The organism is Falsirhodobacter algicola (assembly GCF_018279165.1).
Lineage (GTDB): Bacteria > Pseudomonadota > Alphaproteobacteria > Rhodobacterales > Rhodobacteraceae > Falsirhodobacter > Falsirhodobacter algicola.
The window spans coordinates 2,103,628-2,124,774 of record NZ_CP047289.1 but is presented as its reverse complement, the minus strand read 5'-3'; the positions used below and the strand labels follow the sequence as shown (position 1 = coordinate 2,124,774).

23 protein-coding genes are annotated in these 21,147 nt (G+C 68.2%); 17 read left to right on the top strand and 6 right to left on the bottom strand.

Translation table 11 applies throughout. From position 1 onward, the window contains the following. Positions 1-83 precede the first annotated feature (83 nt). Positions 84-671: an NAD(P)H:quinone oxidoreductase gene (gene wrbA, locus GR316_RS10695; RefSeq protein WP_211783901.1), complete on the bottom strand. Its 588-nt coding sequence runs from the start codon at positions 669-671 to the stop codon at positions 84-86. A gap of 166 nt (positions 672-837) precedes the next feature. Between wrbA and GR316_RS10690 the strand changes: the two genes are divergently transcribed. From GR316_RS10690 to GR316_RS10630, 13 genes are all read left to right on the top strand, one after another. Beyond that, positions 838-2,223: an MORN repeat-containing protein gene (locus tag GR316_RS10690; RefSeq protein WP_211783900.1), complete on the top strand. Its 1,386-nt coding sequence runs from the start codon at positions 838-840 to the stop codon at positions 2,221-2,223. A gap of 86 nt (positions 2,224-2,309) precedes the next feature. Beyond that, on the top strand, positions 2,310-3,518 hold the full coding sequence (locus GR316_RS10685) for a PQQ-dependent sugar dehydrogenase (protein WP_211783899.1): 1,209 nt from the start codon (positions 2,310-2,312) through the stop codon (positions 3,516-3,518). Positions 3,519-3,563: 45 nt separating this feature from the next. Further along, positions 3,564-4,571, top strand: coding sequence for a magnesium transporter CorA family protein (locus GR316_RS10680; RefSeq protein WP_211783898.1), 1,008 nt, complete (start codon positions 3,564-3,566; stop codon positions 4,569-4,571). Positions 4,572-4,783: 212 nt separating this feature from the next. Further along, complete coding sequence (locus GR316_RS10675; protein WP_211783897.1) at positions 4,784-6,346, top strand: 2-isopropylmalate synthase; 1,563 nt, start codon at positions 4,784-4,786, stop codon at positions 6,344-6,346. Between the two features lie 124 nt (positions 6,347-6,470). Beyond that, positions 6,471-7,505, top strand: coding sequence for a rod shape-determining protein (locus GR316_RS10670; protein ID WP_211783896.1), 1,035 nt, complete (start codon positions 6,471-6,473; stop codon positions 7,503-7,505). Between the two features lie 19 nt (positions 7,506-7,524). Continuing rightward, positions 7,525-8,433 carry a rod shape-determining protein MreC gene (gene mreC, locus GR316_RS10665; RefSeq protein ID WP_211783895.1) on the top strand — a complete coding sequence of 303 codons (909 nt, stop codon included), beginning with the start codon at positions 7,525-7,527 and terminating at the stop codon, positions 8,431-8,433. Continuing rightward, complete coding sequence (locus GR316_RS10660) at positions 8,433-8,969, top strand: rod shape-determining protein MreD (RefSeq protein WP_249218850.1); 537 nt, start codon at positions 8,433-8,435, stop codon at positions 8,967-8,969. Before mreC ends, GR316_RS10660 begins: the two co-directional genes overlap by 1 nt. Next, entirely contained in the window at positions 8,966-10,921 is a 1,956-nt protein-coding gene (mrdA, locus tag GR316_RS10655) for a penicillin-binding protein 2 (protein WP_249218767.1), read from the top strand. The genes GR316_RS10660 and mrdA overlap by 4 nt, the downstream gene beginning before the upstream one ends. Further along, positions 10,918-12,057 carry a rod shape-determining protein RodA gene (gene rodA, locus GR316_RS10650; RefSeq protein ID WP_211783893.1) on the top strand — a complete coding sequence of 380 codons (1,140 nt, stop codon included), beginning with the start codon at positions 10,918-10,920 and terminating at the stop codon, positions 12,055-12,057. The genes mrdA and rodA overlap by 4 nt, the downstream gene beginning before the upstream one ends. A gap of 8 nt (positions 12,058-12,065) precedes the next feature. Then, positions 12,066-12,992, top strand: a complete 927-nt coding sequence (locus tag GR316_RS10645; RefSeq protein WP_211783892.1) for a 2-hydroxyacid dehydrogenase — start codon at positions 12,066-12,068, stop codon at positions 12,990-12,992. 16 nt (positions 12,993-13,008) lie between these two features. Next, complete coding sequence (locus GR316_RS10640) at positions 13,009-13,521, top strand: SH3 domain-containing protein (RefSeq protein WP_211783891.1); 513 nt, start codon at positions 13,009-13,011, stop codon at positions 13,519-13,521. Then, positions 13,521-14,402: a cation diffusion facilitator family transporter gene (locus GR316_RS10635; RefSeq protein ID WP_211783890.1), complete on the top strand. Its 882-nt coding sequence runs from the start codon at positions 13,521-13,523 to the stop codon at positions 14,400-14,402. Before GR316_RS10640 ends, GR316_RS10635 begins: the two co-directional genes overlap by 1 nt. Continuing rightward, positions 14,399-15,757, top strand: a complete 1,359-nt coding sequence (locus GR316_RS10630; protein ID WP_211783889.1) for a glutamine synthetase family protein — start codon at positions 14,399-14,401, stop codon at positions 15,755-15,757. The genes GR316_RS10635 and GR316_RS10630 overlap by 4 nt, the downstream gene beginning before the upstream one ends. Here GR316_RS10630 and GR316_RS10625 read toward each other — a convergent pair. Next, positions 15,742-16,401 carry a CbiX/SirB N-terminal domain-containing protein gene (locus GR316_RS10625; RefSeq protein ID WP_211783888.1) on the bottom strand — a complete coding sequence of 220 codons (660 nt, stop codon included), beginning with the start codon at positions 16,399-16,401 and terminating at the stop codon, positions 15,742-15,744. The genes GR316_RS10630 and GR316_RS10625 overlap by 16 nt on opposite strands. A 140-nt stretch (positions 16,402-16,541) precedes the next feature. Here GR316_RS10625 and GR316_RS10620 point away from each other — a divergent pair, with 140 nt between their 5' ends. Beyond that, entirely contained in the window at positions 16,542-17,207 is a 666-nt protein-coding gene (locus GR316_RS10620; RefSeq protein ID WP_211783887.1) for a hypothetical protein, read from the top strand. Positions 17,208-17,220: 13 nt separating this feature from the next. Here the strand turns inward: GR316_RS10620 and GR316_RS10615 are convergent, their stop codons facing one another. Then, complete coding sequence (locus GR316_RS10615; RefSeq protein ID WP_211783886.1) at positions 17,221-17,880, bottom strand: BON domain-containing protein; 660 nt, start codon at positions 17,878-17,880, stop codon at positions 17,221-17,223. A 76-nt stretch (positions 17,881-17,956) separates the two neighbouring features. Here GR316_RS10615 and GR316_RS10610 point away from each other — a divergent pair, with 76 nt between their 5' ends. Genes GR316_RS10610 through GR316_RS10600 form a run of 3 tightly spaced genes read left to right on the top strand, consistent with a single transcriptional unit; the run spans position 17,957 to position 18,916 of the window. Beyond that, positions 17,957-18,511, top strand: a complete 555-nt coding sequence (locus tag GR316_RS10610; RefSeq protein WP_211785196.1) for a DNA-3-methyladenine glycosylase — start codon at positions 17,957-17,959, stop codon at positions 18,509-18,511. Positions 18,512-18,538: 27 nt separating this feature from the next. Beyond that, positions 18,539-18,721 (top strand): hypothetical protein, encoded by a 183-nt coding sequence (locus GR316_RS10605; RefSeq protein ID WP_211785211.1) that lies wholly within the window; start codon positions 18,539-18,541, stop codon positions 18,719-18,721. Between the two features lie 9 nt (positions 18,722-18,730). Then, complete coding sequence (locus GR316_RS10600; protein ID WP_211783885.1) at positions 18,731-18,916, top strand: DUF3008 family protein; 186 nt, start codon at positions 18,731-18,733, stop codon at positions 18,914-18,916. Here the strand turns inward: GR316_RS10600 and GR316_RS10595 are convergent. Genes GR316_RS10595 through dut form a run of 3 tightly spaced genes read right to left on the bottom strand, consistent with a single transcriptional unit; the run spans position 18,913 to position 21,140 of the window. Then, positions 18,913-19,914: a DNA topoisomerase IB gene (locus GR316_RS10595; RefSeq protein ID WP_211783884.1), complete on the bottom strand. Its 1,002-nt coding sequence runs from the start codon at positions 19,912-19,914 to the stop codon at positions 18,913-18,915. The genes GR316_RS10600 and GR316_RS10595 overlap by 4 nt on opposite strands. 21 nt (positions 19,915-19,935) lie before the next feature. Continuing rightward, positions 19,936-20,682, bottom strand: coding sequence for a HesA/MoeB/ThiF family protein (locus GR316_RS10590; RefSeq protein ID WP_211783883.1), 747 nt, complete (start codon positions 20,680-20,682; stop codon positions 19,936-19,938). Further along, a complete protein-coding gene (gene dut / locus GR316_RS10585) occupies positions 20,679-21,140 on the bottom strand; it encodes a dUTP diphosphatase (RefSeq protein ID WP_211783882.1) in 462 nt (153 codons plus the stop codon). The genes GR316_RS10590 and dut overlap by 4 nt, the downstream gene beginning before the upstream one ends. Positions 21,141-21,147 lie beyond the last annotated feature (7 nt).

The window sequence follows — 21,147 nt, the reverse complement described above, 5'->3', positions numbered from 1 at the left end:
GGATATCTCATGGCGCCGCTTATAGGGGCAGCGCCCGCGACGGTCCAGAGCGAAGCGCGGGGCCGCAGCCCCGCGCGGACGGCTCAGCCCTTCAGCCGCGCCGCCACGGTCACGAGCCGGCGGGCCTGATGGCCGATCGCGGCCTCCACGTCGGCGGTGAACTCGGTCCCTTGGGTGTGGGAATAGCCATAGGGGTTGCCGCCGGTCTTTTGGATCGACGCATCGGTGTATCCCGGCGGCACGAGGATCGCGCCCCAGTGGATCAGCGTCGTGTACATCGACATGATCGTCGTTTCCTGCCCGCCATGGGGCGACTGGGTGGAGGTCATGACGCTGGCGGGTTTGGCCAGCTTGCCCTGCGCCCACATGCCGCCCAGCGTGTCGATGAAGGCGCGGATCTGGCTGGCCGCACCGGCGAAACGCGTCGGGGTGGAAAAGAGGAAGGCATTGGCCCACTCCATATCCTCGGGGGTGGCGACGGGGATATGGGCGGTCCGGTCGATCTGCGCCTTCCACGCGTCTTGGGTGGCGATCACCGCCTCGGGGGCGGTTTCGGCCACCTTCAGAAGGCGGACCTCCGCGCCCGCGTCACGGGCGGCGGCGGCGGCGATCTCGGCCATGCGGTAATTGGTGCCGTAGGTGGAATAATAGACGATGGCGAGCCGGGTCATGCAGCGCTCCTGCTTCTAGGGATGGCGCATATCCTAGCGCGCGGCGGCGTCTGCACCAACTGCGCATATGCGCGGGCCGGCTGTGCGCCGCCGCACCCTCGCGCCTCCGCTTGCCGCAAGCCGAGCGATTCACTAAGGTTTGGCGCGACACGCAGAGGAATCCCGCATGGCCCGACAGATCTGGATCGCCACCGCCCTGACGGCAGGGTTCGCCCTTTCGGCCGCCGCACAGGACATCCAGACGAAGCAGTACGATGACGGCTCCGTCTACGAAGGCGCGTTCGAGAATGGCCTGCAGCAGGGTCAGGGCACCTACCGGATGCCGAACGGCTTCGAATATACCGGCACATGGACGGCAGGCACGATCGAGGGCGAAGGCACGGCGCGCTATCCCAACGGGTCGGTCTATGTCGGGCAGTTCGTCGCCGGTCAGCCCGAGGGGCGCGGCCGGATCACCTTCGCCGACGGTTCTACCTATGACGGGGCATGGACGGGCGGGCAGCGCACCGGCGAGGGCGAGGCCGTCTATGCCGACGGCACCCGCTATGTCGGCGCGTTCAAGGATGGCCAGCCCGACGGCAAGGGCCGGATCGAGGCGCCGGACGGCTATGCCTATGACGGCGACTGGGTCGCGGGGCAGAAATCGGGCCAAGGCACCATCACCTATGCCAACGGCTCCACCTATGAGGGGACGCTGGCGGCGGGCGCGCCGTCCGGGCACGGCACGCTGACCACCGCCGACGGCATGAGCTATGACGGGGATTGGGTGGACGGCCGGATCGAGGGGCACGGCACGCTGACCCAGCCCAATGGCGATCGCTACGAGGGGGAGTTCCTTGCGGGCAAGCGCCACGGCACCGGCCGCGCCAGCTATGCCAGCGGCGAGATCTACGAGGGGGAGTTCATCGAGGACCGCCGCGAGGGGCATGGCGTCCTGACCCGCCCCGACGGCTACCGCTATGATGGGGCATGGGCGAACGGGCGGATGCAGGGCACCGGCACCGCCACCTATCCCGACGGCTCGGTCTATGACGGAACTTGGGCCGAGGGGCAGCCTGACGGTCAGGGCCGCCTGACCTATGCCGATGGCGGCAGCTACGAGGGCGGCTGGAAGGGCGGCGCCATGGAGGGCACGGGCAAGGTCGCGCAGGCCGATGGCACCACCTACGAGGGCGGCTTTGCCGCAGGGCGCTATGACGGACAAGGCACGCTGATCCGCCCCGACGGCTACCGCTACGAGGGCGCATGGTCGAACGGAGAGCGCAACGGTCAGGGCACCGCCACCTTCCCCGACGGCACCGTCTATACCGGCGATTTCGTGGGGGGGGAGCGCGAGGGTCAAGGCGAACTGACCCGCCCCGATGGCTTCAGCTATGACGGCGGCTGGAAGGGCGGCGAATTCTCGGGCGACGGGGTGCTGACCTATCCCACGGGCGATCTCTACGAAGGCAGCTTCGCGGGCAATCAGCCGAACGGTCAGGGCACGATGACCTATGCCAACGGCCAAACCGTCAGCGGCATCTGGACGGACGGCCAGCCCCCGGCCCGCTGATCCACCGGGGGGCTGCGACAATCCGCGCCGCCCCCACCCCTGCCCCCGCGCTATGATCCTTCGGAGCACCGAACCGGAGGATCATCATGCACCGCCTGTCCGTCACGACCGCCCTCGCCCTCTGCCTTGGCCTGCCGGCCCTTGCGCAGGACCCACGGCCGCCCATCGACCGGCAGGACCCGAACGGCGCCGATCAGGTTCCCGCCTTCGAGGGGCAGACCCGCGCACCGCAGCCGCCCGAGCCCACCCGCGCCGCGATGGAAACCGTGGCCGAAGGGCTGCCGCATCTGTGGGCGATGGAGTTCCTGCCGGACGGGCGCATGATCGTCACCGCCAAGGAAGGCGCGATCCACATCCTGACCGACGGCGTGCCCGGCCCGGCACTGGAGGGGATGCCCGAGGTGGACACCCGCGGTCAGGGCGGTCTTCTGGACATCGCGGTTGGCAACGATTTCGCGCAGACCGGCACGATCTTCTTCTCCTTCTCCGAACCGCGGGCGGATGGCAACGGCACCGCCCTTGCCAAGGCCCGTCTGGTGGAGGACGGCGGCACCGCCCGGCTGGAGGATGTGGAGACGATCTTCAGCCAGCAGCCCACCTATGACGGCGACAAGCATTTCGGCTCGCGCATCGTCGTGGCCCCCGACGACGTGATCTGGCTGACGGTGGGCGAGCGTTCGGATGACGAACCGCGCGTGCTGGCGCAGGATCTGACCACCCATTTCGGCAAGGTCATCCGCATCAACGCCGATGGCACCCCCGCCGAGGGCAATCCCTTCGTCAGCGAAGACGGCGCCATGCCCGAGATCTGGAGCCTTGGGCATCGCAATACCCAGTCGGCCGCGCTCGGCCCCGACGGGCGTTTCTGGATGATCGAGCACGGCCCCAAGGGCGGGGACGAACTGAACCGCCCCGAGGCGGGGCTGAACTACGGCTGGCCCGAAGTGACCTATGGCATCGAATATTCCGGCGATCCGGTGGGCGATGGCATCACGCAGCGCGCGGGCACGCAGCAGCCCCTCTATTATTGGGATCCGGTGATCGCGCCGTCGGGGATGGCCTTCTACGACGGCGATCTCTTTGCCGATCTGGACGGGGCGATCCTCGTCGGCGGCCTCGTGACGCGGGATGTGCGCGTGCTGCATATGGAGGGGGAGCGCGTGCTCTACGAGGAAAGCTTCCCGCTGGAGGCGCGGGTGCGCGATGTGCGCGTCGGCCCCGAAGGCGCGATCTATGCCGTGACCGAGGAACGGGGCGGCCCCTCCACCATCGTGCGCATCACCCCCGAGGGCTGATCTTTCCACTTGCCCACGCCCCGGCGCGCGGGCAAGCCTGACGGCATGATCGAATACCACAGCCTGACGGATGGCGCGCTCTGCAGCGCCGAAGGGGTGCCCGAGGCGGGGGCACCCGCGCTCTGGATCGACCTGTGCAATCCCACCCGCTGGGAGGAACGCCTGATCGCCGAGCGGGTCGGCATCGCCGTTCCCACCCGCGCCGAGATGACCGAAATCGAGGACAGCTCGCGCCTCTATGTGGACGGGCGCGCCCTCGTGATGACGGTGGCCGTGATCGAGGGCATGGCCGATGGCCGCCCCCGCCGCGCGCAGGTGACCTTCGTGCTGCTGCCGCAGGTGCTGATCACCGTGCGCCACGCCAATCCGGTGCCGCTGCGCACCATCGCCGCGCGCGTGGCCCGCAATCCGGGGGAATCGGACACCGCCCCGCGCCTGATGGCCACCATCCTAGAGGCATTCGTCGAGCGGATCGCCGATGTGCTGGAACAGGTGTCGGCCGATCTGAACACCATCTCGGACATGGTGTTCTTCGAGGATGCCGCCGAACCGCAGGAACAGGATCTGAAGCGGCTGGTGCAGCGGCTGGGCCGACAGAATCGCACCCTGTCGATCCTGCGCGAAAGCCTTCTGTCCTTCGACCGGCTGCTGCCCTTCCTGCGCGATGCGACATCGGGCAAGGCCGCCAAGACCGAGGACGAACCCGCGCCGAACGTCGCGCGCCTGTCCTCCAAGGGGGCGGCACGGCTGAAGGCGATCGAGCGCGACGTGAAATCCCTCTCGGCCTACGAGGCGCAGACCGAACAGGAACTGACCTTCCTGCACGCCGCCACCATCGGCCTGATCGGGGTGGAGCAGAACCAGATCATCAAGGCGCTGTCGGTCGCCGCCGCGCTGTTCCTGCCGCCCACCTTGGTCGGCACCGTCTATGGCATGAACTTCCGCGACATGCCGGAGCTCGGCTGGCAATACGGCTACCCGATCGCCTTGGGGGCGATGGCCGTTTCGGCGCTGCTGCCCTATCTGTGGTTCCGCCGCCGGAAATGGCTATAGGGCAGATTTCCTGCCCTTTATTTACGGTTGCCACGCGGTTCGCGCTGTCTATAGTCCGGGATATGGCACGGGACCAACATATCATCCGGCGGGGCTCCGCCCGCATCCGCACCCGCGGCCTGCTTCTTCTTACGCGCCTCTGAGCGTGCCCCCGGGCGCGACCGCTCAGAGGTGACCAGCGCCCGCCCCCACGCGAAGCAAGGAAGAAGCACATGCAAGACAAAGTATTCATTTTCGACACCACCCTGCGCGACGGCGAACAATCCCCCGGCGCGACGATGACCCATGCCGAAAAGCTGGAAATCGCCGCCATGCTGGACGAGATGGGCGTGGACATCATCGAGGCGGGTTTTCCCATCGCCTCCATCGGCGATTTCGAGGCGGTGTCGGCCATCGCCCGCAATTCGCGCAATTCGGTGATCTGCGGGCTGTCGCGCGCCAATATCCGCGACATCGACCGCTGCTGGGAGGCGGTGAAGCACGCCGCCCGCCCGCGCATCCACACCTTCATCGGCACCTCGCCGCTGCACCGTGCTATCCCGAACCTCGATCAGGACCAGATGGCCGAGCGGATCCACGACACCGTGACCCATGCGCGCAACCTGTGCGCCGATGTGCAATGGTCGCCCATGGACGCCACCCGGACCGAGCATGACTACCTCTGCCGCGTGGTGGAGATCGCGATCAAGGCCGGGGCGACCACGATCAACATCCCCGACACCGTCGGCTATACCGCGCCGCGCGAATCCGCCGCCCTGATCCGCATGCTGCTGGAGCGCGTGCCCGGTGCCGACGAGATCATCTTCGCGACCCATTGCCATGACGATCTGGGCATGGCGACGGCCAACAGCCTCGCGGCGGTGGAGGCCGGGGCGCGGCAGATCGAATGCACGATCAACGGCCTCGGCGAACGCGCGGGCAACACCCCGCTGGAAGAGGTCGTGATGGCGCTGAAGGTGCGCAACGACATCATGCCCTTCACCACCGGCGTCGATACCCGCAAGCTGACGGCGATCAGCCGCAAGGTCGCCACCGTGTCGGGCTTTGCCGTGCAGTTCAACAAGGCCATCGTCGGCAAGAACGCCTTTGCCCATGAATCGGGCATCCATCAGGACGGCATGCTGAAGAACGCCGAGACGTTCGAGATCATGCGCCCGGCGGATGTCGGCCTGACCGAAACCTCGTTGGTGATGGGCAAGCATTCGGGCCGCGCGGCCCTGCGCGCCAAGCTGAAGGATCTGGGCTTCGAGGTGGCGGACAACCAGCTGGCCGACATCTTCGTGCGCTTCAAGGCCCTGGCCGACCGCAAGAAGGAGATCTACGACGAGGATCTGCTGGCCCTGATGCAGGACAGCGACACGCAGGCCGCCTATGACGGGTTGCAGGTGCGCCGTCTGCGCGTCGTCTGCGGCACCGAAGGCCCGCAGGAGGCCCAACTGACGTTGAGCGTGAACGGCACCGAGACCACGGCCGAAGCCACGGGCGACGGGCCGGTGGATGCGGCCTTCAACGCGGTGAACGCGCTGGTGGATCACCGGGCGACGCTGGCGCTCTATCAGGTCCATGCGATCACCGAAGGGACGGATGCGCAGGCCACCGTCACCGTCCGTCTGGAGGAGGACGGCAAGATCGCCACCGGCCATGCCGCCGATACCGACACGGTCGTCGCCTCCACCCGCGCCTATGTGAACGCGCTGAACCGGCTGATCCTGCGGCGCGAGAAAACGGCCCCCGGACACGACACCAAGGCCGTCAGCTACCGCGACGCCGGCTGATCCCCGCGCATTATCTCGTGAGCGGGCGAAGCGGACACTTCCGCTTCGCCCGTTCGCTTTTTATAAGAAGCCGCCCGCGTCTGGCGCGACTCGTGGGCATTTTGGACAGCAGACAGGAACGCAAATGGCATTGGCGGGTATCTTTTCGTCGGACATGGCTATCGACCTCGGCACGGCGAACACGCTCGTCTATGTGAAGGGACGGGGCATCATCCTGAACGAACCTTCGGTGGTCGCCTATCACGTCAAGGACGGCAAACGGCAGGTTCTGGCGGTGGGTGAGGATGCCAAGCTGATGCTGGGCCGCACCCCCGGATCCATCGAGGCGATCCGCCCGATGCGCGACGGCGTCATCGCCGATTTCGACACCGCGGAGGAAATGATCAAGCATTTCATCCGCAAGGTGCACAAGCGGACCACCTTCTCCAAGCCCAAGATCATCGTCTGCGTGCCCTATGGCGCCACCCCGGTGGAAAAGCGGGCGATCCGCCAGTCGGTTCTGTCGGCCGGGGCGCGGCGCGCGGGCCTGATCGCGGAACCGATCGCGGCCGCCATCGGGGCCGGCCTGCCCATCACCGAACCCACCGGCAACATGGTCGTGGATATCGGCGGCGGCACGACCGAGGTGGCGGTCCTCTCGCTGGGCGATATCGTCTATGCCCGCTCCATCCGGGTGGGCGGCGACCGCATGGACGAGGCGATCGTGTCCTACCTGCGCCGCCAGCAGAACCTGCTGATCGGCGATGCGACGGCCGAACGGATCAAGACCTCCATCGGCACGGCGCGGATGCCCGATGACGGGCGCGGCGCCTCCATGCTGATCCGCGGGCGCGACCTGTTGAACGGCGTGCCCAAGGAGGTGGAGATCAATCAGGCCCAAGTCGCCGAGGCCTTGGCCGAGCCGGTGCAGTCCATCTGCGATGCCGTGATGCAGGCGCTGGAGGCCACGCCCCCCGATCTGGCGGCCGACATCGTCGATCGCGGCGTGATGCTGACGGGCGGCGGCGCGCTGCTGGGCGATCTGGATCTGGCCTTGCGCGAGCAGACGGGCCTCTCCATCTCGGTGGCGAACGAGCCTCTGAACTGCGTGGCGCTCGGGACCGGCAAGGCGCTGGAATACCAGAAGCAGCTGCGTCACGTCATCGACTACGACACCTGAGAACGAAACCGAGGTCAGCGTGGCACGCGATCGCAACGGATCGGACGACTTCACCCGCCCCCTGCGCCGCATTCTCGTGGGCGGGCTGGTCGCGCTGCTGCTGGCGATCTTCCTGATCTGGCGGATCGACAGCGTGCGCGTCGAGCAGTTGCGCGCCGCCATCGTCGACCGGTTCGTGCCCAGCTTCGAATGGGCGATGGTGCCGGTGACGAAGGTGGCGGGGATGCTGGACGATGCCCGCTCCTACGCCCGCATCTACGAGCAGAATCAGGAATTGCGGCGCGAGTTGCAGCAGATGCGCGCGTGGAAAGAGGCCGCGCTGCAACTGGAGCAGCAGAACGCCAAGCTGCTGGACCTCAATCAGGTGCGGCTCGATCCGCAACTGACGCATGTGACGGGCGTGGTTCTGGCCGATTCGGGATCGCCCTTCCGCCAGTCGGTGCTGCTGAATGTCGGCCACCGCGACGGCATCCGCGATGGCTGGGCCACGATGGACGGGGTCGGCCTCGTGGGCCGCATCGCCGGGGTGGGCGAACAGACCGCCCGCGTGATCCTGCTGACCGATTCGAACAGCCGCATCCCCGTCGTCGTGCAGCCCTCGGGGCAGAAGGCGCTGCTGTCGGGCGACAATTCGCCCTCGCCGGTGCTGGAATTTCTGGAAAAGCCCGATCTCGTCCGGCCGGGCGACCGGGTCGTGACCTCGGGCGACGGGGCGGTGTTCCCGTCGGACCTTCTGGTCGGCGAGGTCGCGCAAAGCCCCGATCGCCGCCTGCGCGTGCGGCTGGCCGCCGATTACGGGCGGCTGGAATTCCTGCGCGTCCTGCGCTCGCGCGAGCGTCCGGTGCCGACCGATCCCGGCGATCTGATCACCCCGCCCTTGCCCGCCTCCCCCGAAATCCCGCCCCTCGCCTCGCAGGCGGGGCCGTGATGCGCCGGGTGCGGACCCGTCGCTGGGTCTGGCGTCTGGCCTATGTGCTGATCGCGCTGATCGTGACGCTGGCGATGATGCTGCCCCTTGGGGCGCAGGCGGGGGACTGGCCGGGTCCGGACCTTTTGCTGTGCATCACGCTGGCATGGACGGTGCGGCGGCCCAACATGATGGTGGCCCCGCTGATCGCCGCCGTCCTCTTGGCCGAGGATGTGCTGCTGATGCGCCCGCCCGGCCTCTGGACCGCGATCGTCCTTCTGGGGAGCGAAGTCCTGCGCTCGCGCGTGGCCCTTGCCCGCGAATTGAACTTCCTGACCGAATGGCTGGCGGTGTCGGCGCTGATGGTCGGGATGGAGCTCGCTTACCGATTCGTGTTCGCGATGGTCTTTCTTCCGCAGGTCGCCTTGGGCTATGCCATGCTGAAGGTGACGGCATCGATCCTGTGCTATCCTGTGGTCGTGCTGGTTTCCACCTGGATGCTGGGGCTGCACAAACCGGCCACCGGCGAAATCGACGCATACGGGAGACGGATGTGAAACGTATCGCGCATCGCGACAGCGACCAGAGCACCCGCAAGATCACCCGCCGCGCCCTGTGCCTCGGCGGGGCGATGTCGGCCGTGGTGGCCGTCCTCGGGGCGCGCCTGCGGTACATGCAGGTGGACGAGGCCGATCAGTACCGCATGCTGGCCGAGGAGAACCGCGTCTCCATCCGGCTGATCCCGCCGAACCGCGGCCAGATCTTCGACCGGCACGGCCGCCTGATCGCCGGGAACGAGCAGAACTACCGCGTCATCATCACGCGCGAGGATGCGGGCGATGTGAACGAGGTGCTGCACCGCCTGCAGCGCGTCATCCCGCTGAGCGAGAACGACATCGCCCGGGTGGAGGGCGAGGCGAAGAAGCGGTCGGCCTTCGTGCCGCTGATCGTGGCCGATCGCATCAGCTGGGACGAGATGTCCCGCGTGGCGGTCAACGCGCCCTCGCTGCCCGGTGTCACCCCCGAGGTGGGGCAGTCGCGCATCTATCCGCTCGATACCGATTTCGCGCATGTCGTCGGCTATGTCGGCCCCGTGTCGGAGCGCGATCTCGCCGCCCAAGAGGTGCCGGACCCGCTGCTGCAGATCCCGCAGTTCCAGATCGGCAAGGTCGGCGTGGAGACATGGCAGGAGGACCGCCTGCGCGGCCATGCCGGCACCCGCCGCATCGAGGTGAACGCCGTCGGCCGCGTCATGCGCGAGCTGGACCGGATGGAGGGCGAGGCCGGGGCCGACCTGCATCTGACCATCGACGCCGAGGTGCAGAACTTCGCGCAGGTGCGGCTGGGGCAGGAAAGCGCCTCGGTCGTGGCGATGGATGTGACGAACGGCAACCTTCTGGCCGTCGCATCGGCGCCCTCGTTCAACCCCAACCTGTTCGTGCGCGGCATCTCCTATGGCGATTATGCCGAACTGACGGGCAACGATCACCGCCCGCTGTCGAACAAGGCCGTGTCGGGGGCCTATCCGCCGGGATCGACGTTCAAGGTCATCACCGGCCTTGCGGCGCTGGAGGCGGGGGTGATCGACGCGAACACCACCGTCTATTGTCCGGGCTATTACGATTACGGCGGGCGGCGCTTCCACTGCCATTCCCGCTGGGGCCATGGGCACCTGAACCTCGATGGGGCGATGGGCAAGAGCTGCGACGTGTATTTCTACGACGTGTCGCAGCGGGTCGGCATCGACAAGATGGCCGAGGTCGGTCGCCGCATGGGCCTTGGCCAGCGCCACGATCTGCCCATGTCCGCCATCATCGAAGGCGTGGTGCCGAACAAGGCGTGGAAACAGGCCAGCTACGGTCAGGATTGGCGCATCGGCGATACGATCAACGCCTCCATCGGGCAGGGCTATGTGCTCGCCTCGCCTTTGCAACTGGCGGTGATGACGGCGCGGCTGGCCTCGGGGCGGGCGGTGAAGCCGCGGCTGATCCATGCGATCGGCGACAAGGAGGTCCCGATCGAGGAGGCCCCTCCCCTCGATTTCGATCCCGCCATGCTGCGGCAGGTGCGCCACGGGATGCACACCGTGTCCAACACCTTCGGGATGACCGGCTACAGCAGCCGCATCGTCGATCCGGCGCTGACGATGGCGGGCAAATCCGGCACCTCTCAGGTGCGTAACATCTCCACCGCCGAACGGGCCAGCGGCGTGATCGGCAACGATCAGCTTCCATGGAACCGGCGCGACCACGCGCTCTATATCGGGTTCGCGCCCTACGATGCGCCGAAGGTCGCGGTGGCCTGCGTGGTGGAACATGGCGGCGGCGGTTCGGCCGTGGCCGCCCCCATCGTGCGGGACATCCTGCTGCGCATCCTGACGGGGGGCATGCCGCCGCTCTCGGCCTATCCGGCCGATCAGCGGGGCCGCATCGGCACCGCCCTGTCGGAAATGCGCCTGCGCGATTTCGGCACGCTGGCCAGCGCCGGCGGCACGCGGGGCCGGGCATGAGCTTTCTGGAATACCGCATCCAGACCGTCCCGAGCGGTCTGCGCAAGGTGCTCTATCTGAACTGGCCGCTGGTGCTGCTGCTGTCCTCGGTCTGCGCGGTGGGCTGGCTGATGCTCTATTCCGTGGCGGGCGGCAACATCGCCCTCTGGGCCGAGCCGCAGATGAAGCGTTTCGCCGTCGGCCTCGGCATCATGCTGATGGTGGCGATGGTGCCGATCTGGTTCTGGCGCAACGTCTCGGCGGTGGCCTATCTGCTGTCGGTCGCGCTGCTGGTGGCGGTGGACGTGATGGGCCATGTCGGCATGGGGGCGCAGCGGTGGCTGAACCTCGGGTTCATCATGCTTCAACCGTCCGAGCTGATGAAGATCGCCCTCGTGATGATGCTGGCGGCCTATTACGACTGGCTGGACCCGCGGCGCGTGTCGCGCCCGCTTTGGGTGGCGGTGCCGGTGCTGCTGATCCTGCTGCCGATGGGCCTCGTGATGGTGCAGCCCGATCTTGGGACGGCGATCCTGCTGATGCTGGGCGGGGCGGTGGTGATGTTCTGCGCCGGGGTCAGCTGGATCTATTTCGCGGTGGTGATCGGCGCGGCGGTCGGCCTCGTGACCGTGGTGCTGATGAGCCGGGGAACGACGTGGCAGCTTCTGCGCGATTATCAGTTCGCGCGGATCGACACCTTCCTCGATCCCTCCACCGATCCGCTCGGGGCGGGCTATCACATCACGCAGGCCAAGATCGCCCTCGGCTCGGGCGGGTGGACGGGGCGCGGCTTTATGCAGGGCACACAGAGCCGGCTGAACTTCCTGCCCGAAAAGCATACCGACTTCATCTTCACCGTCGTCGCCGAGGAATTCGGCTTCGTCGGCGCCTGCTCGCTCCTTGCGCTCTATGTCCTCATCATCGCGTTCTGCATCTCTTCGGCGGTGCAGATGAAGGACCGTTTCGCTTCCCTCGTCACGCTCGGGATCGCGGCGTCGTTCTTCTTCCTCTTTGCCGTCAACATGCTGATGGTGATGGGCCTTGCGCCCGTTGTCGGCGTGCCGCTGCCGCTGGTCAGCTATGGCGGTTCGGCGATGATGGTGTTGCTGACCGCCTTCGGGATCGTGCAAAGTGCGCATGTCCACCGCGCACGCTAGAGGCAAGAATGACCCTGACCGTCCTCTTTTCCGCCAGGCCCGCCCTGTGGGACGACTATCGCACCGTCCTGCCTGCGGCCCTGTCGGCGGAAGGGATCGCGGCGCGGCTGGTGCGCATGGCGGACCCCGCCGAGGTCGATTACATCGTCTATGCCCCCAATGACGATCTGACCGATTTCGCGCCCTTCACCCGCGCCAAGGCCGTCCTCAGCCTCTTTGCCGGGGTGGAGCGGATCGTGGGCAACCCCACCCTGACGCAGCCGCTGTGCCGCATGGTCGATCCCGCCCTGTGCGAGGGGATGGTGGAATGGGTGACGGCGCAGGTGCTGCGCCACCACCTCTGGCTGGATCGGAACATCGGGCGCCGCGCATGGGTGCAGGAGGCCCCTCCCCTCGCCCGCGATCGCCGCGTAACGATGCTGGGCCTTGGCGAGTTGGGCCTTGCCGCCGCCCGGATGCTGCGCGCGCTGAATTTCCGCGTGACGGGATGGAGCCGCAGTCCGAAAACGGATGCCGGCTTTCCGACCTTCCACGGCGAGGACGGGCTGAAACCGGCGCTGGAGGGGGCGGAGATCGTGGTGACGCTGCTGCCCGACACGCCCGCCACGCGCGGCATCCTCGATGCGCGCAGCCTCGGCTGGCTGGCGCCGGGCGCGGCCGTCATCAATCCCGGCCGCGGCCCGCTGATCGAGGATGCGGCCCTGCTGGCGGCGCTGGATGCGGGCCAAGTCGGCCATGCCACGCTGGACGTGTTCCACACCGAACCGCTGCCGCCCGAACATCCGTTCTGGGCGCGGGCCGATGTCACCGTCTCGCCCCATATCGCGGCGGTGTCCCGCCCCGCCACCGCCGCCACGGTCATCGCCGCCAATATCCGGCGGGCCGAAGCGGGCGAGACGCTGCTGCACCGGGTGGACCGGGCGCGCGGTTACTGATCGAAGGATGGAAAGAATGACCCGGATCCTGCGCTGCGTCCTTGTCGCGGCAAGCCTCATGACCGGCGCGGCCGCCGCGCAGGATCCCGCCCCGGACCCGTCGGTCGGCGCGGTCACGAACCTGCCCCTGCCCCGCTACGTCACCCTGAAGACGAGCGAGGGCAACGCCCGGCGCGGTCCGGGCCTGACCCATCGCATCGACTGGGTGTTCACCCGCAACGGCATGCCGCTGAAGATCACCGCCGAATACGGCCATTGGCGCCGGGTGGAGGATTCCGAGGGCGCGGGCGGCTGGATGCATTACGCGCTGCTGTCCGGCACGCGCAGCGCGCTCGTCACCGCCGATCTCGCCGAACTTCATTCCCGGCCCAACGCCGACAGCGCCGTCGTGTTGAAGGCCGAGAAGGACGTGATCGGCGCCCTTCAGGAATGCAACATCGACTGGTGCCGCCTGCGCATTCAAGGCGAGGAAGGCTGGATCAGCAAGGACGACATCTGGGGCGTCGGCGCCGACGAGGTGCTGGACTGATGCGCGACGCGGCCCGCCTTGCGATGCGGACGGGTGCGGCCTCCTGCATCGTGGCGGCGGTGCTGGTGGGGCTGAAGCTCTGGGCCGTGGCCGAGACGGGGGCGCTCTCCATCGCGGCATCGCTGGCCGACAGTGCGATCGACCTCATGGTCTCGCTCGGGGCGATGACGGCGATCATCTATGCTCAGCGGCCCGCCGACGAGGATCACGCCTTCGGCCATTCCTCGGCCGAGGATATCGCCGCGCTGGCGCAGGCGGTGTTCATCGCCGTGTCGGCGCTGGTGATCGCGGCGGCGGCGGTGATGCGCCTTCTGGCCGATGCGCCGCCCCCGCTGGCGGATGAACGGCAAGGGATCGCGGTGATGACGATCTCCATCCTGATGACGCTGGCGCTGGTGTGGTGGCAGGGCCATGTGGCGCGGCGGACGGGCAACCGCGTGATCGCGGCGGACCGGCTGCATTATCTGGGCGATCTGGTGCCCAATATCGGGGCGATCGTCGCGCTGGTGGCGGCGGGGCCGCTGGGCCTGCCGCAGATCGACAGCGTGGTGGCGCTGGCGGCGGCGGTGATGATGCTGATCGGGGCGGCTGGCATCGGCCGGGGCGCGTTCGATGCGCTGATGGACCGGCAGGCCGACCCCGAGGTGCTGGAGGGCATCGCCACCCTTGCCGCCGCATGGCCGGGCGTGCGCGGCTTTCACGATCTGAAATCGCGCACCGCCGGCAGCCGCATCTTCATCAACCTGCATCTGGAACTGGACGGCGATCTGTCCCTGCGCGAAGCTCATGACATCGGCGCCGGGCTGAAGCGGACGATCCTGCTTGCCTATCCGCAGACCGACGTGATCATCCACAAGGACGTGGCCGAGGAGAGCCGATGACGACCGACCCCAGCGAAGCCGAAGCCTTCCTTGCCGCCCATCCCGAGGTGGAGGCGGTCGATGTCGTGCTGCACGATGCCAACGGCGTCGGGCGCGGCAAGATCATCCGCCGCCACGAACTGCCCGCGCTGTTCGCGCAGGGGCGGCTGCTGCCGGCCTCGGTCCTCGGGCTGGATATCTGCGGCGAGGATGTGCACGAAACCGGGCTGATCTGGGACACCGGCGACGGCGATGTGCGGGCATGGCCGGTGCCGGGCACGCTGGTGCCGCTGCATGGCACGCGCCGGGCCGAGGTGCTGATGACCGTCCACACGCTGGACGGACATCCCATGGGCGCCGATCCGCGCCACGCGCTGGCCCGTCAGATCGCGTCGATGGCCGAAGAGGGCCTGCACCCCGCCGGCGCGTTCGAGCTGGAGTTCTTTCTGCTGGACAACGACCGCGACGCGGCGGGGCAGGTTCAGCCCGCCCGCGCCGTTCTGGACGGGCGCGTCAGCCGCCGGACCGAGGTCTATTCCGTCGATCATCTGCACGGGATGATGCCGCTCTTCGATGCGATCTATGCCGGGGCCGAGGCGGCGGGCATCCGGGCCGAGACGATGATCTCCGAATTCGCGCCGGGGCAGTACGAACTGACGCTGCGCTATCGCCATGACGTGCTGCAGGCGGCGGATGATCTGATCCGGCTGAAGCGGATCGTGCGGGCGCAGGCGCGCGCGATGGGCGTCACCGCCTGCTTCATGGCCAAGCCCATGGCCGATTCCGCAGGCTCGGGGATGCATCTGCATGTTTCGGCCTATGACGATCGGGGGCGCAACGCCTTTGCCGAAACCGGGCCCGGATGGTCGGACCGGCTGCTGCATGCGATCGGCGGGCTGAAGGCGACGATGGCCGAATCCATGCTGGTCTTCGCGCCCCACGCCAATTCGTGGCGCCGCTTCGCCGCGCAGAGCTATGCCCCCGTTTCGGCCAGTTGGGGGGTCAACAACCGCTCCGTCGCGCTGCGCATTCCCGAAAGCCCGCCCTCCGCGCGGCGGATCGAGCATCGCCCCGCCGGGGTCGATGCCAACCCCTATCTCGTGGCGGCGACGGTGCTGGCGGGCATCCGCCACGGCCTTTCAGCGTGCATCGATCCGGGGGCGGAGGTGTCGGGCAACGGCTATGACCTGCCCCCCGATCCGGACCTGCCCGCCGATTGGCGCGCCGCGATCGAACGGGCCGAAGGGTCGGCCTTCTTGCGCGATGCCTTGGGGCCGGAAATGCACCGCACCTTCTGCGCCGTCAAACGGGCGGAATGGGCGCGCGTGGCGCGCACCATCGCCGATGTGGATTACGACCTCTATCTGCACGCCTGAAGCGCGGCGGCGATGATCCCCGGCACCCGCGGATCGAGCCCCACCGGATCGAGCCGCGGTCCGGTGAAGCCCGCCGCATCCAGCGCCTCGGGCAGATCGTCGATCACATGGCCGCCCCGCGCCGCAAAGAACGGAAGGCAGGCGGCCTCCGGCATCTCGGCCGCGACCTCGGCGATCTGGGGGGTCTGATCGATGAAGGCCGCGCGGGATGGGCGGCCCGTCTCGGCGGCGATGCGGGCGGCCATGTCGTGGGCGATGCGCGACGGCTCCGCGCTGCGGAACGACCCGTGCGCCGCAAGCAGGATCGGGCGCCCCGCGGCGCGCGCCAGATCCAGCGTCAGATCGGCGATCGCCGGATCGGTGCCGAAGGGCGGCAGGATGCGCCACCCCGCCCCCCCGGCCTTGGCCAGACGTTCGGGCAGATGCGTGCGGGTGAACCACCCCTCGGCCATGAACAGCGGATAGATGACGCCCTCCTTGCCCTGCACCTCGCGGGCAAGGGCGTCGGCCTCGGCCAGCGTGGCGCTGCGCACGGACCACCCTTCGGCCACCGCATCGACGCGCGCGGCAAGGGCGGCGATTTCGGCCGCAGCGGGTTCGGGATCGGAGGGTTGGCCATGGGCCACGATGAGCGCGTGTTTCATGCGCCGAAGATGGGGCGGTTGTGGCCTCTTGGCAACATCGCGCCCGCCAATAAGACAGTTTCACGACAATGCCGCGACGGCGTCATGTCGCATCGGCGTAAAACCTCCTACATCGCCCTTTCCCAAAGGAGCCTCCCGCCATGCAGCATCCCTCGTTCTCGTTCATCGCCCGCACCGTGACGCTGGTGCTTCTGGCCTATCTCGTGGTGTCGGCTGCGCTGGTTCCCGATATCGAACTCTTCTTCCACGAGGGCGCGGGGGTGGAGCAAGCCTCGCTCGGCCTGCTGCTGTTCGGGATCGGGGCGTGGTTCCTTCTGGCGGGCGAGGCGCGCTGGCGCGAATGGCAGATCCCGGCGGCGATGGCGCTGATGCTGGCGCGCGAGATGGATTTCGACAAACGCTTCACCGATCATGGCCTGCTGAAGCTGACGACCTACACCCACGCCGCCCCCACCTCCACGCGCATCATCGGGGCCATCGCCATCGCCTTCACGCTGTGGACGGGCATGCGCATCCTGCGCCGCAACCTGCCGCTGTGGTGGGCGCGCCTGCGGATGGCCGAGGTGGATGCGTGGCTCGTCCTTGGGGCCTTCGTCTGCGGCGTTGCGGCCAAGACGCTGGACGGCCTTGGCCGCAAGCTGGCCGATTTCGGCATCATCATCCAACACGAGACGAACGCCCTTGCCGGAAAGGGCGAAGAGGTTCTGGAAGCGCTTTGCTATTACCTGATCGTGCTGGCGGTGGCGCGGCTCGCCGTTCCGGCGGTGCGCCGGGCCGCCGGGCTGGAGCCGGTGGCCGCGGAGTGATGCGGGACCGGCCCTAGAAGGCCGGCCTTTCCTGCGGCGCGACACGCAGGTTGTTCTGAACGTGTTTCACGCCGGAGATGCCTTCGGCGCAATCCTCGGCGCGGCGCTTTTGCCCGCGCGACTGGACCATCCCCGACAGCGTCACTTCGGCATCGGTGACACGCACGTCAATGTCGCTGGCATCGACCCAGCGATCTTCGGACAGGCGGTCGTTCACATCCTCGAGGATGCGCGCATCGGACCGGACATAGCCGCGCGGCCCCTTGCCGCGATGATCCTCGTCGCGCCGGGCGGCGGCCTTGTCATCCCCGAACCACGAGGCGACCTCGTCGCTGGCCCGGTCGATCATGCCGCGATCGCCGCTGCGCGGATCATGCGTGCCATATCCGTGATCGACCGACGGGGCGCCACGCTCCCCCCGGCCGTCGCCGTTCGATCCCTGCGGCCCGCGCGGCTGCATCGGGGCGGCGTAGGGATCGGCATTGCGCATGTCGATATCGTTCATGGGATAAGGCTGTCGGTAGGGCATGGCATACGGGATCGGATCGCGGTCCGACATCCAGTCGCCGCCGCGCGGATCCTCGCCGTATTGGTGCATCCGGCGGGCCCCTTCGGTCCGTGTTCCGCGCCCGTCCAAATAGGGTTCGCGGTCGCGATAGCGGTCATCAGACATGATTTCCCCTTTCTCGGTTCAGGAACGGAAACGCGCGGCGGGTGGCGATGTTCCGGGGCGCGCTATGTCCCCGGCGATGGAACGCCTGCCCCACGCTTGGTTCGACCGCCCCGCCCCCGAGATCGCCCGCGCCCTGATCGGCGCCCAGCTTCTGGTGCGCGGCGTGGGCGGGCGCATCACGGAGACCGAGGCCTATGCCCCCGACGATCCCGCCTCGCACAGCTTTCGCGGGCCGACGCCGCGCAACCGGGCGATGTTCGGCCCGCCGGGGCTGGCCTATGTCTACCGCTCCTATGGGATCCATCTGTGCCTGAACGTCACCTGCCAGCCCGGCAGCGCCGTTCTGATCCGCGCGCTGGAGCCGCTTTCGGGGATGGAGGCGATGACCGCCCGCCGCGGAACGCAGGATCCGCGCCGCCTTTGCGCCGGTCCGGGCTGCATCGGTCAGGCGCTGGCCCTGCGGATCGAGGATGACGGCACGGACATCCTGACGATCCTTCCCGGCCCCGAGGTTCGGATCGTCACCGGCCCCCGTATCGGCATCAGCCGCGCGGTCGATCTGCCGTGGCGGTTCGGGATGGCGGGTTCGCGCTTTCTTAGCCGTCCCTTCCGGAACCTTGGGCGGATCTGACGGTTTTCAGGGATCAGGAGGACGATCATGACAGAGATGATTCACGCCGTCGGTGTTCCCGTTCCGGGCGATACCCCCCCGACCGAGCCGCCGCCCATGCCGAACCCCGACACCTATCCCGACCCGATGCCGGACCCGGCCCCGATTCCGCCGGCCGAGGATCCCGACCTTCCCGATCCCGGCCAGATCACACCCCCCATCCACGGATAGGAGCGCGCCATGCCCGCCACGTCCAAAGCCCAACAAAAGGCCGCCGGGGCCGCCCTGTCGGCCAAGCGCGGAGATACGAAGAAAAGCGATCTTCAGGGGGCCTCGCGCAGCATGGAAGCCTCCATGTCCGAGCGCGAGCTGGAGGAGATGGCCCATACCAAGCGCAAGGGCAAACCCGAACACAAGGGCGACTAGCCGTCCAAGAGGCCCAAGAGCCGCCGTTCGTCCGCCCGCAAACCCCGGTCGCCCGCCTCCGGCAAGGCACCAAGCCGTGCCGCGCGGGCGTCCGGGGTCAGTTCCGCCAGTTCCAGAACACGGGGATGGATGTAGGATTTGCGCGCGATGCCGGGTGTGTTGGCCAGCGCCTCAGCGGCGGCCTCGGACATCTGCCGCACCGTCAGCCGCCCCGGTTCGGCCAGCGCCGCCGAAAACGCCGAGAGCGACCCGCCCCATGTGCGGAACGTCTTGGCCGAGGCCCCCTCGATCCCCGACGCCTCGGCGATGTAGTCGTTGAGGTTGTGCGAGGAGACGGGATGCACCTCCCCCTCCTCGTCGAGCCATGTGAACAGATGCCGCCCCGGCAGATCGCCGATCTGGTGCATGATGCGGTGCAGGCGGCGGTCGCGCAGGACGCGGTTCACGGCCTTGCCGCCCTTGGCGCGGAATTTCAGGCGCACGGTGCCATCCGCAAGGCTCAGATGCCGGGACAGAAGCGTGGTGGCGCCGAAGGTCCGGTTCTCCAGCATATAGGCCGGGGTGCCCGCCCGCAGATAGGCGCGGTCGATCAGCATCACCATCGCGGCAAGGCTGAAGGACAGATCCCCCGCCTCGCCCCGCAGATCGCGGTCCACCCGCCGCCGCAGACGGCCAAGCGCATGGCCGAAGGCCGGAAGGTTGCCGTATTTCGCCTCGGACCGCCAATCGGCCCAATGGGGGTGATAGCGGTATTGTTTGCGCCCCCGTGCATCGAGGCCCGTGGCCTGCAGATGCCCGTTCGGCAGGGCGCAGATCCAGACATTGCGATAGGCGGGCGGCACGGCCAGCTTCAGGCAGCGCGCCCGCTCGGCCCCGCTCAGGGTCAGCCCGTCCGGCCCGACGAAGCAGAACCCCCGCCCCGACCGTCTGCGCCGTATGCCGGGCATCGTATCATCGACATAGACCAGCCCCCGCGGGACCGAGGGATCGTTCGGCATAGGCCACTCCTTCGCCGCGGATCAACCGCGTGGAAGGGCGCCGGTTCCGCAGGCGGCGCAGTCCGGGCGGCGCCGCGTGGTGACGGTGCGGCTGTCGCCATAGAGCGCGTCATGCAGCCAGAGGCGATTGCGCAACGTCTCGCCCGCGCCGGTCAGATGCTTCACCGCCTCGGCGGCCATCGCGGCCCCCAGAATGCCGGGTAATGGGCCGAGCACACCGGCCTCGGCGCAGGTCGGGATCAAACCGGCGGCGGGCTCTTCGGGAAAGACGCATGTATAGCAGGCGGCCCCATCGCCGAAGAGGCCAAGCTGCCCCTCCCACTGCGTCAGCGCCGCGGAAATGAGCGGCACGCCAGCGGCAAGGCAAGCGCGGTTCACCCGTTGGCGCGTGGCGAAGCTGTCGCTGCCATCGAGGACCAGATCGTACCCGGCCACATCATCGGCATCTTCGAAATGCCGGGGCAGCGCCGTCACCTCCACATGCGGGTTCAGACGGCGGAGCGTATCGGCCGCCGACAGGGCCTTGTTCTGGCCCACGGCATCGAGATGGATGATCTGGCGCTGAAGGTTCGACAGCTCCACCACATCGCCGTCCATCACCGTCAGATGGCCCGCACCCGCCGCCGCCAGATACATCAGCGCGGGCGCCCCCAGCCCGCCAGCGCCGATCACCAGAACCCGCGCCTCGGTCAGCCTGCGCTGCCCGGTGCCGCCGATCTCGCGCATCAGGATATGGCGGGAATAGCGCTGAAGCTCCTCGCCCGTCATCCGGTGGAGCCGAAGCCGCCCGCCCCGCGCTGCGTCGTGCCGGAATGTTCGTCCACGATCCGCAATTCGGGGCGCAGGACCGGCACGAACATCAGTTGCGCCACACGCTCGCCCGGCTGCACCGTGATCGCCGCGCCCGTGGGGTTGCGGTTCCACAGGCTGAGGAAGATGCCGCCCGTATAATCGGAATCGATCAGCCCCACGAGATTGCCGAGCACGAGGCCCTTCTTGTGCCCCGCCCCCGACCGCGGCAGTGCCAGCGCCGCCATCTGATCGGTATCCATGAAGAGGGCGATGCCGGCGGGGACCAGCACCGCCGGCTCCCCGGCAGGCAACACCAGCGGGGCATCGAGGCAGGCGAAGAGGTCGATCGCGGCGGCCCCTTCGGTCTGATAGGCAGGCAGACCCCACTCATGGATGCGGGGATCCAGAACCTTCACTTCCACCGTCGGTGCCATGTCATGC

Bases quoted from the DNA above. Each gene is read 5' to 3' on its own strand.
- GR316_RS10610 (WP_211785196.1), top strand. From the start codon at position 17,957: ATGGAACGCCTGCCCCACGCTTGGTTCGACCGCCCCGCCCCCGAGATC.
- GR316_RS10685 (WP_211783899.1), top strand. From the start codon at position 2,310: ATGCACCGCCTGTCCGTCACGACCGCCCTCGCCCTCTGCCTTGGCCTG.
- GR316_RS10625 (WP_211783888.1), bottom strand. From the start codon at position 16,401: ATGAAACACGCGCTCATCGTGGCCCATGGCCAACCCTCCGATCCCGAA.
- GR316_RS10615 (WP_211783886.1), bottom strand. From the start codon at position 17,880: ATGTCTGATGACCGCTATCGCGACCGCGAACCCTATTTGGACGGGCGC.
- GR316_RS10635 (WP_211783890.1), top strand. From the start codon at position 13,521: ATGCGCGACGCGGCCCGCCTTGCGATGCGGACGGGTGCGGCCTCCTGC.
- GR316_RS10605 (WP_211785211.1), top strand. From the start codon at position 18,539: ATGACAGAGATGATTCACGCCGTCGGTGTTCCCGTTCCGGGCGATACC.
- GR316_RS10680 (WP_211783898.1), top strand. From the start codon at position 3,564: ATGATCGAATACCACAGCCTGACGGATGGCGCGCTCTGCAGCGCCGAA.
- GR316_RS10630 (WP_211783889.1), top strand. From the start codon at position 14,399: ATGACGACCGACCCCAGCGAAGCCGAAGCCTTCCTTGCCGCCCATCCC.
- GR316_RS10690 (WP_211783900.1), top strand. From the start codon at position 838: ATGGCCCGACAGATCTGGATCGCCACCGCCCTGACGGCAGGGTTCGCC.
- GR316_RS10590 (WP_211783883.1), bottom strand. From the start codon at position 20,682: ATGACGGGCGAGGAGCTTCAGCGCTATTCCCGCCATATCCTGATGCGC.
- wrbA (WP_211783901.1), bottom strand. From the start codon at position 671: ATGACCCGGCTCGCCATCGTCTATTATTCCACCTACGGCACCAATTAC.
- GR316_RS10670 (WP_211783896.1), top strand. From the start codon at position 6,471: ATGGCATTGGCGGGTATCTTTTCGTCGGACATGGCTATCGACCTCGGC.
- GR316_RS10620 (WP_211783887.1), top strand. From the start codon at position 16,542: ATGCAGCATCCCTCGTTCTCGTTCATCGCCCGCACCGTGACGCTGGTG.
- GR316_RS10660 (WP_249218850.1), top strand. From the start codon at position 8,433: ATGCGCCGGGTGCGGACCCGTCGCTGGGTCTGGCGTCTGGCCTATGTG.
- GR316_RS10600 (WP_211783885.1), top strand. From the start codon at position 18,731: ATGCCCGCCACGTCCAAAGCCCAACAAAAGGCCGCCGGGGCCGCCCTG.
- GR316_RS10645 (WP_211783892.1), top strand. From the start codon at position 12,066: ATGACCCTGACCGTCCTCTTTTCCGCCAGGCCCGCCCTGTGGGACGAC.
- rodA (WP_211783893.1), top strand. From the start codon at position 10,918: ATGAGCTTTCTGGAATACCGCATCCAGACCGTCCCGAGCGGTCTGCGC.
- dut (WP_211783882.1), bottom strand. From the start codon at position 21,140: ATGGCACCGACGGTGGAAGTGAAGGTTCTGGATCCCCGCATCCATGAG.
- GR316_RS10595 (WP_211783884.1), bottom strand. From the start codon at position 19,914: ATGCCGAACGATCCCTCGGTCCCGCGGGGGCTGGTCTATGTCGATGAT.
- GR316_RS10675 (WP_211783897.1), top strand. From the start codon at position 4,784: ATGCAAGACAAAGTATTCATTTTCGACACCACCCTGCGCGACGGCGAA.
- GR316_RS10640 (WP_211783891.1), top strand. From the start codon at position 13,009: ATGACCCGGATCCTGCGCTGCGTCCTTGTCGCGGCAAGCCTCATGACC.